This window comes from Pelagibaculum spongiae (assembly GCF_003097315.1).
GTDB lineage: Bacteria > Pseudomonadota > Gammaproteobacteria > Enterobacterales > Pelagibaculaceae > Pelagibaculum > Pelagibaculum spongiae.
Genome location: NZ_QDDL01000001.1, coordinates 892,628 through 906,902, shown reverse-complemented (window position 1 = coordinate 906,902; position 14,275 = coordinate 892,628). Strand labels below are relative to the sequence as shown.

The following is a 14,275-nucleotide window of genomic DNA, read 5'->3' as shown; positions in this document are numbered from 1 at the left end:
AGTTTACAGTTTTAAATTAAATGCTTTAGTGAAAAAGCTCATCTTCCAGCATTTGTATGAAATCGCCCGCAATGTCGAGCCCAAACTGGTGATCGAGCTCACGGATACAAGTGGGGCTGGTGACGTTGATTTCGGTGACACGGTCGCCAATTACATCCAGACCGACAAACCACAAACCTTTTTCTACCAAGGTTGGGCCAATTTTTTCAGCAATGGCCCGATCGCTATCTGATAGCAACTGACCAACGCCTCGACCACCGGCAGCTAAGTTTCCTCGATTCTCACCCTTAGCTGGAATTCTTGCCAGTACATGAGAAACTGGTTTTCCATTAATAATCAATATGCGTTTGTCACCATCGGTAATGGCGGGCAAGTAACGCTGAGCCATAAATAGTTCTTGATCTTGATGGCTAATGGTTTCAAGGATTGCACCTTTATTGGGATCATCTTCACGAATTCGGAAAATGCCGCTACCGCCCATCCCATCAAGTGGCTTAACGATGATATCCTGATGTTGCGCTAAAAAGGCTTTTACCTGATTACTATTTCTAGTAACTAGCGTTGGAGGCGTTAATTCAGGGAACCAGGCGGTGAACAGCTTTTCATTACAATCGCGAATACTGGATGGACGATTGATTACCTTGCAGCCTTCGGCCTCAGCACGTTCGAGCAAATAGGTCAGGTAAACAAAATCCATGTTGAAAGGCGGATCTTTGCGCATCAATACGACATCCAGCTCCGCTAGAGGATGATCGGTGCTTTGACTTTTTTGATACCAGTTTTCAGTGGTGTCTTGAAGAGTGACCTGACAGCTTGTCGCAAAGCAACGGCCTTGATCAAGCCATAGATCTTTTGGTTGTATATAGTAGATCTCCCAGCCTTTTTTCTGGGCTGCCAACATCATGGCAAAGCTACTGTCTTTGTAAGGTTTAATGGATTCAATCGGATCCATAATGACGCCAAGTTTACGGCTCATAATGACTGCATTCCGTGGTCCCTGAAAAACGGCATCTTAAATCAGACGCCGAACAATCGCCATCAGTCAAAGTGACTTGATGTGAAATGATGGCTTGGTCTGCTGGCAGGCTATGCTGATGTATGTTAAAAACCAAAGCCTGTACAGGTAGAATCTGCATCGCAAACGTGAGTTCTGATTCATTATTGCGTAAACAGATCCTTAATTACCTTCAGCCACCCAGGTGGGGGAGCATGGAAAATAGTCTTGAAGGGCTCAAGGTGATGGTGATCGACGATTCGAAAACGATTCGTCGCACTGCCGAAACCTTGCTCAAAAAAGTAGGTTGTGAAGTCATCACTGGTACCGATGGTTTTGATGCGCTGGCAAAAATTGCGGATCACAAACCTGATATCATTTTCGTTGATATCATGATGCCTCGTTTGGATGGTTATCAGACATGTGCGCTGATCAAACACAATCGAACATTTAGAAACACACCGGTCATTATGCTGTCGAGTAAAGATGGTTTATTCGACAAGGCAAAGGGACGAATCGTTGGCTCTGACCAATATTTGACCAAGCCTTTCAGTAAAGATGAGTTGCTAGGTGCAATTCGCTCTCATGTATTGGAAGCGCGCAAGGCCTGACGGAGATTTGAATGGCAAAAATCATGGTGATTGATGATTCTGCAACTGAAATCAGAGTGTTGCAAAATCTATTGGAAAAGAAGGGCCATCAAGTGAGCGTTGCCTTGAGCGCTGAAGAAGGCCTAAATATGTTACCAGGCGCTTCGCCTGATCTGGTGCTAATGGATGTAGTCATGCCCGGCATGAATGGCTTTCAAGCAACTCGTAAACTGAGTAAAAACCCGGATACTTCGCACATTCCTGTGGTGATCGTTACCACCAAAAATCAGGAAACCGATCGTATTTGGGGATTGCGTCAGGGAGCAAAAGGTTTTTTAACTAAGCCAGTTGCTGAAAATGAGCTATTTGAAACCATCGAATCGCTGGTCGGCTAGGGAGAGAGCCAATGCGTCAGATATCTGGTCAATCTGCATTTGAAATATTGAAGGCAGTTGAAGCTGGAGCCAAACAGTATGCCGTTCCCTTACCGCGACAGCAGGCACAGGGAAAAATCTGGAGTGGTGTTGGGTTTCGGCTGGGTGACCAGTTGCTGATGGCACCGCTGAACGAAGTAAGTGAAATTCTTTATCCAATGCCTTTAAGTCGATTACCGGGAACGCGTAATTGGCTTAAAGGGATCGCGAACCTTCGAGGTCAGTTAATTCCTGTGATGGATTTATCTGGCTTTTTTGGTGGCGTCCCGGTTAAGGATAGAGGCGGCCGAATTCTAGTGTTGAACTATGAAGGTGGTAGTACTGGTTTACTGGTGAATCAGGTGCTGGGTTTACAGCATTTTGAAGAAAAAGAAGCCATAGACTCACTATCTTTAAAAAGTCCGGCACTGGCTCGCTGTATTCAAGGTGGTTTTGAACGGCATGGTCAGATCTGGCCTGTGTTCAGTCCCCACGCTTTGTCGCAGCACCCGGACTTCCGGAGAGTTGCCCTCGGGTAACTAAAAAGAATACCCATGCGGGCAGGAGACCCGCGCTTAACGAATTAATGAGGCCAGGAGCCAAGCATGAGTGCAAACGCCAAGCCCAAGGATATGACCCAGCAGGAATCGAACAAGGAGGTTATTTTTTATGGCCTATTGTTGTTTATTCTTCTGCTCTTGATGGGTGGTACCTTCTTGCTGTCACAAAGAAAGGCAGTACACGATGCCGAATATATCGCCCTTTCAGGTGAGCTTCGGATTCTTTCTCAAGCAATCCCCAAAAACGCCAGCGAAGCAGCTGCCGGTGGTGAAGAAGGCTTTAGAGCCTTGAAGCAAACCAGGGATCAGTTTGATGAGATCTGGAATAAGCTGAATAATGGTGATAAAGCTTCTGGCTTGCCGTCGTCTGACAGCAACATCATGGCAAACAGTCTGAGCCCGCTGCAGAAAACTTGGGACGATACTAGTGAAGATGTAAGTGCAATTCTTGCTCGTCAAAAATATGTATTGGATTTGCACCAGCTGGCTCGTGATTTGAGTGAAGCGGTTCCTAATATGCAGTCTGAGTACAACAATCTGTTGAACCGACTGATTCAGAAAAAAGCTGCAGCTGATACGGTTTATCGTTCTTCACGTCAAATCTGGTTTGCAGAGCGTATCGTTAACTCAGTACAGCAAGTATTGAACGGTGGTATCGGTGCCGATACAGCCGCGCAAAGTTTCAACCGCGATGCGACGACTTTTGGCCGAGTGCTACAAGGTATGTTGCAGGGCGATACCAAGTTAGGCATTGAGCGAATCAATGATCCGCGTATCCGCGAAAATCTGCAGCAAATTGCAGTATTGTTCTCGCCGGTTCAAGAAAACATCGAAAAAGTACTGGAAACATCTCCAGAGTTAGAAGAAGTGCGTGCCGCATCGGATAGCTTGTTCCAGTTAAGTCGACGTTTGCTTCAGCAAGCAACTAACTTGCAACAAGATTACCAAAACCAGCCTTCCCAGCGATTAGAAAGCTACTTGATGATTGCGTTCGCAATTGCAGCATTGGGTATCTTGGTGCTGTTGAACTTACGTTTGCGTCGAGATGCTAACAGTCGAATATCTGAATCAGATGTTCGTTTGGACAGTGAGTTGGGCCAGAACCAGAAAAACCAAGAAGCGATCATTCGATTACTGGATGAAATGGGTGACTTGGCAGATGGTGACTTGACGGTACAAGCAACGGTAACCGAAGATTTCACAGGTGCCATTGCTGACTCGATCAACTACTCGATAGAAGCACTGCGAAACCTGGTAACTACCATCAAGCAGACGGCAACTCAGGTTGCATCGGCTACCGATGAAACCCAGGGCATTGCAGCTCAGCTGGCCAACGCTTCTGAATCTCAGGCACAAGAAATTGCCGGAGCATCAGCTGCAATCAATGAGATGGCAGTATCTATCGAACAGGTATCTTCCAACGCATCTGAATCAGCCAAGGTTGCAGAAACTTCAGTACAGATCGCCAATAAAGGTTCTGAGGTTGTACAGGGTACGATCGGCGGCATGGATACTATCCGTGAGCAGATCCAAGAAACCTCGAAAAAGATCAAGCGACTGGGTGAATCTTCCCAGGAGATCGGTGACATCTTGTCTCTGATTAACGACATTGCCGATCAAACCAACATTCTGGCATTGAATGCTGCGATTCAGGCATCGATGGCCGGTGAAGCAGGTCGAGGCTTTGCGGTAGTTGCCGATGAGGTTCAGCGTCTTGCAGAGCGTTCATCTAATGCAACCAAGCAGATCGAGACATTGATCAAAACCATCCAGTCTGACACCAACGAGGCCGTTATCTCGATGGAGCAAACCACTTCTGAAGTGGTGAAAGGTGCGCGTCAGGCAGAGGATGCCGGTGTTGCTCTGGAAGAAATCGAGACGGTATCGAACAGTCTTGCTGATCTGATTCAGAACATCTCCAATGCTGCGCGCCAACAGGCGGCTTCCGCAGGTCATATTTCCAGCACCATGAACGTGATCCAGGAAATCACCTCCCAGACGTCATCCGGTACTTCGGCAACCGCCAAGTCTATCGGTGAAATGACCTCTCTGGCAGATGAACTGAGACGCTCGGTTGCTGGCTTTAAACTGCCGCAGTAACAGGATTAGCACATGGCGACTCGTCCATGGTATTTGCAGCCACTAACCGAAATGTCCGATGAGGAATTCGGTCGGTGGCAGCAACTAGTCGAAGCGAGAACCGGGATTTATTTACCGGATCATCGGCGTTCTTTCTTGCTCACCAGCCTGGCAATCCGCATGCGGGAAAATGGGGTGAAGAGCTATGAAGAATATTACGACTGGTTATTGGATGGGCCGCGGGGAATGGTGGAATGGGCAACGTTAGTTGACCGACTCACAGTACATGAAACGCGTTTTTTTCGGCACCAACCTTCATTTAATCTGGTAGCAGATTATATCGACAACCAGCTGAAGTTAGCTACTGGCGATAATTGTTTACAAATGTGGAGTTTGGGTTGTGCCACAGGTGAGGAAACCTGGTCTTTGGCGATGCTGGCGGATAATTGTTTAAAGCATGATGCCAGTGCTGAGTTTTTTAGCGTCTTTGCCACAGATATCAGTTTGCCTGCTTTGGCATCAGCCAGAGAAGGGGTTTACACCAGTCGTAGGCTAGACGGTATGGACCCTGGATTGGTCGATGAATATTTTATCAGGCTGGAAAATGACCATTATCGGGTAATTAACCGATTAAGGTCGCGCGTATGTTATTCCCAGTTAAATGTGCTGGATCTGAATTACAGCCCCCTGCGAGGGGTACACATCATTTTTTGCCAAAACCTATTGATCTATTTCAGTGAGTCGATGCGACGACAATTACTGGATCAGTTAGTCGATCGTTTGGCGCCAGGTGGTTTGCTGGTGCTGGGACCGGGCGAAATGATCAATTGGGATCACCCGGGATTAACTCGGGTGGCATATGACAATACCTTGGCCTTTACTCGAACTTAGTTCGAGCTGGCAGGAAGCACGGAGAAGGCATGGCGGACAACCATGATCGGATGGCCCTTAGTTGGGTTAAGGGGGAGATAGAGGTCACGCTGGAGCAGGCTAAAGCTTCGTTGGAATCCTATGTGGATAATCCGCGAGATATTGCCCAGTTGCGCTTCTGTCAGGCTCACCTGCATCAGGTTCAGGGTACACTCCAGATGCTGGAGTTCTATGGCGCAGCATTGCTGGCTGAAGAGATGGAGTCTCTGACAGCCAAGTTGATTGAAGATGGTGAAGATCTTCAAGGCGATGCTTGCGAAAGCTTGATGGCAGCAATGCTTCAGCTCCCAGCCCACCTGGAACGCTTACAAAGTGGTGAACAAGATTTGGCAGTGGTTCTTTTACCACTACTAAATGATTTGCGTGCAGCACGCGGTGAAGCGTTGCTGACTGAAAATGCGGTTTTTAATCCCGATTTTTCTTTGATCGACCATGTTATTGCTGAAGGGGTAGCCACTCCAGATGCGGCACAAATTAAAGTGCTTCGACATCAGTTTCAGCTGGTGCTGGTGGCTATTTTCCGCAATCAATCGCCTACGACTGCGCTTGAAAAAATGCAGCATGCGACCGATCAACTTTCTCTTTTGTTACGAGGATGGCCGTCAGCTTTACTGTGGGAAGTAGCAGGTGGATTCCTTGATGTACTTAGAGAACATGGTATTTCTGCATCAGTAAAAGTCTTATTGGGTGAATTGGATCGGCGCTTACGACTATTGCTGGAAGCCGGCCAAACTGCGCTCAGAGAACCTGCACCAGAAGATCTTCTGAAAAACCTGCTGTATTACATTGCCAAATCACGCATAGATACACCTCGTATTCAATTGTTGCGCGAAAAATTTCAATTAGAAACCGCTTTACCGAGCGATCAGGTTATTGAAGGTCGTCGCGAAGGCATGGCAGGCCCAGATAAAGCGGCACTGCAAAGTATTTACCTGGCGATCAGCGAGAAACTTTCCAGCGTTAAAGACAGCCTGGAAGAGTTGGTGCATCAGCCAGAAGAAAAAAGAGATTTAACCGAAGATATTGTTACCCTAGAGCAAGTTGCCGATACATTAGCGGTTGTTGGTTTAGGTATTCAACGTGAAGCAATTCTGACCCAAGTTGAACAGCTAAAAACGATTGCTCAAGGTGATCAGGGCTTCAATGCAGAAGCAATGATGGATGCTGCCGGTGCTTTGTTATATGTCGAAGCGACATTAAAAGGTATGAATAGTGCTGGTGAGCAAGCTGAAGATATGCATGCGACTATTCTTGACAGTGAATTCCAGCAAGCAAATGAACAAGCATTGGCGTTATGTCGAGAGCACCTTTCTGAAGCTAAAAATCTGATTATCGATTGCTTGAGCAGCGATTGGCACCAGCAGCGACTAGAAGCCGTTCCTCAACTGTTACACCAAGTTTATGGTGGTTTAACACTGGTGTTTGGCCAGTCTGCCGCCTTGATGCTAAAAGGTGCTGAACAATATATATCGCAAAAATTGCTCGAGCCAGGTTTGCAACCATCGATGGCTGCAATGGAAGCATTGGCCGATGTTTTAACCGGCGTTGAGTATTACCTAGATACTTGTATTGAAGGCGCACCACTCGATTTTGTTCTGTCAGTTGCCAGTGAGCGTTTAGTTCAGTTGGGCTATCAGATTGAAGACGAACAACTGGTTGAATGTGAGCCATCTGAAGAATGTTGTGCCTTAACGTCTGAACAAGCAGAGCAAGAACAAGCTCGCTTGCCGGTTCAAGATCGAAGCCAGACTCGCTATACCGATAGTGGCGAAATTGAACCTGATCCAAATACTGCGCCAGCTGAGACTAAACCTTCGCCAGTAAAACCTACTGAGTCCGCGTCTTCTGATGATCAACAACCGGTCAGTGAAAGTTTCGAAATCGACTTCAGTCAAGCGTCATCGCCAGAATTAACGGCTGGTGAAATGCCGCTGGAATTTAGCTTGGAACTGGAAGCCAATTCGCTTTCGGATGATGAGTGTAATTCTGAACCATCGCCTGCATCCGCAGCACCAGCACCAGCGCTAGAAGCAGAAACAGAAGTTGAAACTGTTGCTGATGTTGTGATTGAAGATGAAGATGATGACGAGTTAATTGATGATGAACTGATTGAAGTCTTCACCGAAGAAGCTGAAGAAGTACTTGATACCTTAAGTGCAGAAATGCCAAAGGCCCTTAAAGAAGGGATCGATAGCGAGGCGCTGCAAGTTGTTCGACGAGCTTGGCATACCTTAAAGGGCAGCGGTCGAATGATCGGTGCAACTACTATTGGTGAGTTTGCTTGGTCAATTGAAAATATGCTCAATCGGGCTTTGGATAAAACCATTGCTTACGATGATTTGGTAAAAAGAGTTGCCAATTTAGCAGTTGATCGATTGCCTGATCTGATTCGTGCCTTTACTGAAAAGCGTCAGCCAGACCTAGATCCTCAAGATTTAGCCGATCAGGCAGATGCGATTAGTCGTGGTGAGCGACCTGAAATTCCAGAAGCTGAAACTGATCTAGACACACCAGATGAAATTTATCCGGAAATAGAAGCTGAGCTGCTGGAAGTATTTTCTTCAGAAGCGGCTGGTCATCTGCGGGTTTGTCGTAGCTACTGTGATCAGATTACCGATCCTCGCCAGGCGCTAGTGTCTGATGATTTATTACGGGCGCTGCATACATTGAAAGGCTCTGCCTATATGGCGGGCATTCAGCCGATTGCTGATTTAATGATTCCTCTGGAAGCTTTATATCGAGAGCATCGGATTCGCCAGCTGCATTTAGATAAGCCACGCTTTGGGCTGCTCAGTGATTCGATTTCGGCGTTAGAATCTTCGGTTAATTTGCTCGAACAGCATCAGTCGGGCGCTTGGGATAGCTTGACCGATGAGTTACGCAATCGTCTTGATGATGCGTTGAGTGAATTGCCAGAACATGAATCGGTAGAAGAAGATAATCAAGCGCAAAATCTGTTGCTTGCCTTGTTAAGTGAAGGCATGGATCAATTGGACCAGGCGCTGGAGCTTTGTGTTGAAGCCGGTGATGGCTTACAGATCGCTGATTGTCTTGATCAATTTGTTGAGCATGCATCGGCAGCCAATATATCTCCTGCAATTGCTTTAGCGACGGCAACAGGTGGAATGGCAAGTCGTGCTGGGCAGCAACTCGATGCATCGGCATGTGATTTGTTGCGTGATTCACTATCGACGTTGGAAGTGATGTTGGATGCTTTAGCAGCCGACCAAACACCCGAACAGCCAGTTGAATTGCTGCACTCACTCGAACTTTGGATGCCAGATCTGGCTGCCATGATGATGCAGCAGCAAGCACAAGCTGAACAGGATATTGCCGCTGAGTTTGAGCAAGCTTCAAACATTCTAGATGTTGATGCCGAAGTTGAAATAGATAATGACTCGGCTAATGAACTAAGCGATACCTTGCTCGACGACACTGAAAATGAAATACCACTACCAGAAATAGCATCTGAAACTCAATCAGAAGACTCTTTGTTAGAGAGTACTGGACCAGAAAAAGATGGGGTTGTCACAGAAGCGCCAAATGTGTCTAGTTTTGACTTTGATCTAGATTTCTCAGAACAAAATGAATTACCAGCAGGGCTGCCAACCGCCGATTTTGTCTGCGATGGCGAGTTATTGAATCTGTCGATTGATTTAACCGAAGAAGCGGATAAATCAGATCAACCCATTGAAGAATTTACACCGTTAGCAATGGATTTTGATCTTAGCTCAGATCAATTAGTTGAAGCAGATTCTACTTCGGATGATTTACCTCTGCCTTCGTTGGAATTCTCTAAACAAGAGATAATTTCTGAGTTAGAAATTGCCCCAGAGTCTGATTTGTCATCTGATCCGTTGCCAGAGATTGAGCTGTTTGATTCGGCAGAAGAACTAGCGATTAATGGGTCAGAGCAACAACTAGAAATTCAGCAACCGGAGCCAACACCAGACGCTGAAGTTTCAGTTGAAGCTGAAATGACTACCGCAGATGCAGTCGAACCAATTCAGCAACCAGAGCCAACACCAGGCGCTGAAGTTTCAGTTGAAGCTGAAATGACTACCGCAGATGCAGTCGAACCAATTCAGCAACCAGAGCCAACACTAGACGCTGAAGTTTCAGTTGAAGCTGAAATGACTACCGCAGATGCAGTCGAACCAATTCAGCAACCGGAGCCAATGCCAGACACTGAAATTTCAGTTGAAGCTGAAATGGCTGCCGCAGATGCAGTCGAACCAGTAACCACACCAATAGTGGCCAAGCCTTCAATGGTCGAGACGCTTCAGCCATTAGCTGATGATGTTGATCCAGAAATTGTTGAAATCTTCCTTGAAGAAGCGGAAGAAATTCTCACCGAATGCCAAGATCTACTGGAAATACTTCGGGCTGAACCGAAAGATCAAGATGCATTAGCTAACCTCCAACGCGGACTGCACACTTTAAAAGGTGGTGCCAGAATGGCAGCGATTCGGCCAATGGCCGAGTTAAGTCACCGCTTGGAAGATCTTTATGATTTGCTAGCTGCTGGTCAGAGAACGCTTAGTGAAGACTTGGTTGAATTGCTAGAACAAGGTCATTCGCGTTTGCATGACATGGCTGATGCGGTATCTGCTAATCGTCAACCTGAAGACGGAAGCGATCTGTATCCGTTGATCGAACAAGGTTGTGCCGGTGAACCGATTACCTTCTCAGCAGCTGCGCTGAAAACGCCAGCCGCTGTTGTTGAAGTTACAGAGGCTGAGACTAAAGAAACTGAAATCAAGCCAGTTGATGCTGAAAATCTAGCGGTAGAAGAAGCTAGCGTAGCAACTGAGTCTGAAGCGAAATCAACACCGATATCAACACCTGTTGTTGTGGATGAAGCGGAGCTGGTTGTTTCTGAACCTGAAGCTCCAGAAGAAATTGATCATGAATTGTTCAATGTTTTCTGCGAAGAATCTGCAGAGCTTACCCAGCAGTTAACTGAATTGCTGCCAGAACTGAAAGACGATGAAACCCGTGGCCAAGCATTTCTCAAATCACTGCAATATCTGCATACCTTAAAAGGTGGTGCACGTATCTCTGCGGTTGAAGCAATGGCCGAGCAAACCCGGTTATTTGAAAGTTTGATGCTGTCGCTGAGTCAATTCCAGCTGGAATGGAACGACGAAACAGAACAGTTAGTTGAAGATTCGACGCTTGCATTGGCTGAAATGCAAAAGCTGCTGGTTGAACAAAAGCCAGTCGCGCTGGATCCACGATTAATCGCTCGCTTGCAAGCATTAGGTAGTTCGGCTCGAGTGGTCGATTTGCCTGAAGGTGAGCAAGGTGTTCGCTTAGAATTCCGAGAAGAACTGTTTGGTGCTGAGGAAGTAGAAACGAGTCGCGATCGCCGCTCTGCATCAGAACAGATTCGATTGTCAGCCGATGTTCTGGATAAATTGGTCAATTTGGCCGGTGAAACCAGTATTCACCGAGCGCGAGTTGAGCAGCAGGTCAACCGTTTTGGTTTCAACTTGGAAGAAATGGACGGCACTATTAACCGTCTTAAGGGCCAGCTAAGACGTCTTGATAGTGAAACCGAGGCTCAGATTCTTTATCGCCTCGAAAGCACTACCGACGAGAATGAAGATTTCGATCCGTTAGAAATGGACCGTTATTCTCGTTTGCAGCAGTTGTCTCGAAGCCTTGCCGAATCGGCAGCTGACGTTCAGGATCTTCACCAAACACTGGGTGGATTATCTCGTGATACTGAAACCTTGTTGTTACAACAAGGACGAGTGAATTCCGAGCTGCAAGAAAGCTTGATGCGTACCCGAATGGTACCTTTCGGAGATTTAACACCACGTTTGCGCCGGATTGTTCGTCAAATAACGGGTGAGCTTAACAAGCCAGCTGAATTAGTGGTCATTCGAGCTGATGGTGAAATGGACCGCCAGGTGTTGGAGCGAATGATTCCACCATTTGAGCACATGTTGCGTAACGCAATTGACCATGGTCTGGAAGCGCCGGAAGTTCGTAGCGATTTGAAAAAACCAGCCAAGGGCAAGATTGGTCTTGAGCTGAAACGCGAAGGTGGTGAAGTTGTTATCAGCCTGAGCGATGACGGCAAGGGAATGAACCTAGAGGCGATCCGTAAGCGTGCGATTGAGCGAGGCTTAATGGATCCACGGGCACAAGTTACCGACCAACAATTGCTGCAATTTGTGTTGGAATCCGGTTTCTCTACCGCCAACAAAGTGACCCAGATTTCTGGTCGTGGTGTTGGTATGGATGTGGTTAACAGCGAAATCAAGCAGCTGGGTGGTAACCTAGAAATCAGCTCTGAAGCGGGCAAAGGCACTATATTTACTATTCGCTTACCATTTACGGTTTCGGTTAACCGAGCCTTGATGGTTAAGTCCGGTGAAGAAATTTTTGCAGTACCTTTGAACCAGATTCAAGGTGTTTTACGCGCCAGCCCTTGGGAGCTGGAAGCACTTTATCAAGAGCAAGATCCCAAGCTTGAATATGCGGGTCGTGAATATCAGTTGCACTATCTTGGAGCAATGATCGATAAGCAATCGGCAGTGTTCCTTGATAAGAATCAGCAGGTTCCGGTTCTGGTTGTTCATACGGCAGACCGTTCTTATGCGATTCAAGTTGACTCGGTAATTGGCAGTCGTGAAATTGTCGTGAAATCGATGGGTAGTCAGTTGGCACAATTACCCGGTCTGTCCGGCGCCACGATCATGGGTGATGGTAGCGTAGTGATGATCTTAGAATTGAGCTCTCTGTTACGCCGACATGCACGACTGTCGATGGAAACGGAAGAGGTTATCGAACAAGAGAAGCCGCCGGTAATTCTGGTGGTGGATGATTCGATCACAGTGCGTAAAGTAACTTCACGCTTGCTCAAGCGAAATGGCTATGAGGTGATGCTAGCAAAAGATGGTATGGATGCGATTGCAACGTTGCATGAACATGCCAAGCCAGATGTGATGTTGCTGGATATTGAAATGCCGCGGATGGATGGTTTTGAAGTTGCTTCCAAAGTTCGACATGATCCAAATTTGGCAGATCTGCCGATTATTATGATCACATCACGTACCGGTGATAAGCACCGTCATCGAGCTGCAGAACTTGGCGTTAATCACTACCTTGGCAAGCCGTACCAAGAAACAGAATTGCTATCTCTGGTTAACAGCTATTGTGGAGAGCAATAATGGCAATGCCCAAAATTGGAATCATCTCCGAAGACAGTGTTCAAAGACATCGTTTGCAAAGAGCATTAAATGAATCAGGTGTTGAGGTTGCTTGTAATCTGTCACCAGATCGTGTCGATGAAAATTGGATTCTTAGTCGTCTTGTACAAATCTGGCTGATCGATTTAGGTCAGGAAGAACAATACGAAGATTTGTTCAGTGACATGCTTGATCGCTCGCCAGCGCCGATTTTGTTTTATGACCCGGAAACGCCCCATGAAAATGGTGAATATGACAAACGCTGGGTCAAGCGGCTGGTTGATAAAATTCAAAAGCAAGCAAATGAAGCTGAGCCTGAATCAACAGAATCGGTAGGTTCTCCAGAGTTGCCTTGGGATAACAGGGTCAATATGGATGCCTCGGCACTTAGCCAGCAGCAGCCACCAGAACTAACTAACAAAATCACTTTACCAAGTGACTTGCCGCCTCGTTGTAAGCGGGTTGCCGATCATGTATGGATATTGGGTGCTAGTCTTGGTGGCCCCGAAGCGGTTTCGCGTTTCCTAGCTAGTTTGCCTAAGTCATTGCCAGTTTCTTTTGTCTTGGCCCAGCATATAGGTAAAGAGTTTCAGGACACCTTGTGTGAAGTGTTGGCGCAACATGCGCCTTTAAGAACTTTTGTAGCTAAAGAACGTTGTGTGGTGCATACCGGTGAACTGTTGTTAGCACCTATCGATAATACTCTGACCTTTTTACCCGGTCCGGTAGTTGAGCTGGAAAATGAAAGTTGGGCAGGTCCTTATGCACCTAGTGTTGATCAAGTCATGATTCGGGCGGCAAAAGGATTAAGCACAGTCGATACCGGAGCAATCATTTTCTCAGGAATGGGCGATGATGGTGCTGAAGGCGCTGTTGCAATGGCTGCGCGCGGTTTCCCGGTTTGGGCGCAAAGTGAAGAAACTTGTGCCAATAGCAGTATGCCAGATGCGGCTCGTGATTCTGGTGTAGTGACTTTTAATGGAAGCCCTGAGCAATTAGCGGAAAAACTCACTGAACATGTTCTCTCAGAACAGCAATCGTTGGAGGAAAGCATAGATGGCTGAAGAAAAAAGCCAGCCGGTTTATAGCCTGCTAATTGCTACAGAAACTGATTCAATGTTAATTCCAGGCGGTTGCGTTGCTGAAATTGTTCAAACGATTAATCTGATCAGTGAAGTTAAAGATCAATCTTCAGGGCAAATTGGCTTTATTAGTTGGCGCGGTACTGATTTACCTTTATTCAGCCCAGAAAAACTGGCGGGTGGTGAAGCGGTAATGGCTAAGCAAGGAGATCGGGCAATTATATTGAACAGAACTTCAGAAACTTGTAGCCGAGATTTTATTGCGCTTAGAGTGAGTGCGGTGCCGCGTTCTTGCCGTGTCGCTGATGCAGAAATCCACCTAGATAGTGAAAATGAAAATAGTGATTGCATGTTGCGTTTGCGCTGGCAAGGTCAGCCGGTAATATTACCAGACATGGAAGTGATCGCTTCGTTAGTTTAAAAAA

Annotated in this window: 9 protein-coding genes; 8 read left to right on the top strand and 1 reads right to left on the bottom strand. The window is 46.7% G+C overall.

Annotated elements, in window-relative coordinates:
* Positions 1-25: 25 nt before the first annotated feature.
* Positions 26-976, bottom strand: a complete 951-nt coding sequence (gshB, locus tag DC094_RS03885) for a glutathione synthase (RefSeq protein ID WP_116685752.1) — start codon at positions 974-976, stop codon at positions 26-28.
* A gap of 233 nt (positions 977-1,209) precedes the next feature.
* On the opposite strand from gshB, the gene pilG reads away from it, so the two are divergent.
* From pilG to DC094_RS03845, 8 genes are all read left to right on the top strand, one after another.
* Positions 1,210-1,605, top strand: coding sequence for a twitching motility response regulator PilG (gene pilG / locus DC094_RS03880; protein ID WP_116685751.1), 396 nt, complete (start codon positions 1,210-1,212; stop codon positions 1,603-1,605).
* A gap of 11 nt (positions 1,606-1,616) precedes the next feature.
* Complete coding sequence (locus tag DC094_RS03875; RefSeq protein WP_116685750.1) at positions 1,617-1,979, top strand: response regulator; 363 nt, start codon at positions 1,617-1,619, stop codon at positions 1,977-1,979.
* Between the two features lie 11 nt (positions 1,980-1,990).
* A complete protein-coding gene (locus tag DC094_RS03870) occupies positions 1,991-2,536 on the top strand; it encodes a chemotaxis protein CheW (RefSeq protein ID WP_116685749.1) in 546 nt (181 codons plus the stop codon).
* Between the two features lie 66 nt (positions 2,537-2,602).
* Positions 2,603-4,657 carry a methyl-accepting chemotaxis protein gene (locus DC094_RS03865; protein WP_116685748.1) on the top strand — a complete coding sequence of 685 codons (2,055 nt, stop codon included), beginning with the start codon at positions 2,603-2,605 and terminating at the stop codon, positions 4,655-4,657.
* 12 nt (positions 4,658-4,669) lie between these two features.
* Positions 4,670-5,527, top strand: coding sequence for a CheR family methyltransferase (locus DC094_RS03860; RefSeq protein ID WP_116685747.1), 858 nt, complete (start codon positions 4,670-4,672; stop codon positions 5,525-5,527).
* Positions 5,528-5,556: 29 nt separating this feature from the next.
* Positions 5,557-12,750, top strand: coding sequence for an Hpt domain-containing protein (locus DC094_RS03855; protein ID WP_116685746.1), 7,194 nt, complete (start codon positions 5,557-5,559; stop codon positions 12,748-12,750).
* The gene (locus tag DC094_RS03850) at positions 12,750-13,832 is read left to right on the top strand and encodes a chemotaxis protein CheB (protein WP_116685745.1); all 1,083 of its coding nucleotides are present in this window, start codon (positions 12,750-12,752) and stop codon (positions 13,830-13,832) included. The genes DC094_RS03855 and DC094_RS03850 overlap by 1 nt, the downstream gene beginning before the upstream one ends.
* Entirely contained in the window at positions 13,825-14,271 is a 447-nt protein-coding gene (locus DC094_RS03845) for a chemotaxis protein CheW (protein ID WP_116685744.1), read from the top strand. The genes DC094_RS03850 and DC094_RS03845 overlap by 8 nt, the downstream gene beginning before the upstream one ends.
* Positions 14,272-14,275 lie beyond the last annotated feature (4 nt).

Bases quoted from the DNA above. Each gene is read 5' to 3' on its own strand.
- gshB (WP_116685752.1), bottom strand. From the start codon at position 976: ATGAGCCGTAAACTTGGCGTCATTATGGATCCGATTGAATCCATTAAA.
- pilG (WP_116685751.1), top strand. From the start codon at position 1,210: ATGGAAAATAGTCTTGAAGGGCTCAAGGTGATGGTGATCGACGATTCG.
- DC094_RS03865 (WP_116685748.1), top strand. From the start codon at position 2,603: ATGAGTGCAAACGCCAAGCCCAAGGATATGACCCAGCAGGAATCGAAC.
- DC094_RS03870 (WP_116685749.1), top strand. From the start codon at position 1,991: ATGCGTCAGATATCTGGTCAATCTGCATTTGAAATATTGAAGGCAGTT.
- DC094_RS03860 (WP_116685747.1), top strand. From the start codon at position 4,670: ATGGCGACTCGTCCATGGTATTTGCAGCCACTAACCGAAATGTCCGAT.
- DC094_RS03855 (WP_116685746.1), top strand. From the start codon at position 5,557: ATGGCGGACAACCATGATCGGATGGCCCTTAGTTGGGTTAAGGGGGAG.
- DC094_RS03875 (WP_116685750.1), top strand. From the start codon at position 1,617: ATGGCAAAAATCATGGTGATTGATGATTCTGCAACTGAAATCAGAGTG.
- DC094_RS03850 (WP_116685745.1), top strand. From the start codon at position 12,750: ATGGCAATGCCCAAAATTGGAATCATCTCCGAAGACAGTGTTCAAAGA.
- DC094_RS03845 (WP_116685744.1), top strand. From the start codon at position 13,825: ATGGCTGAAGAAAAAAGCCAGCCGGTTTATAGCCTGCTAATTGCTACA.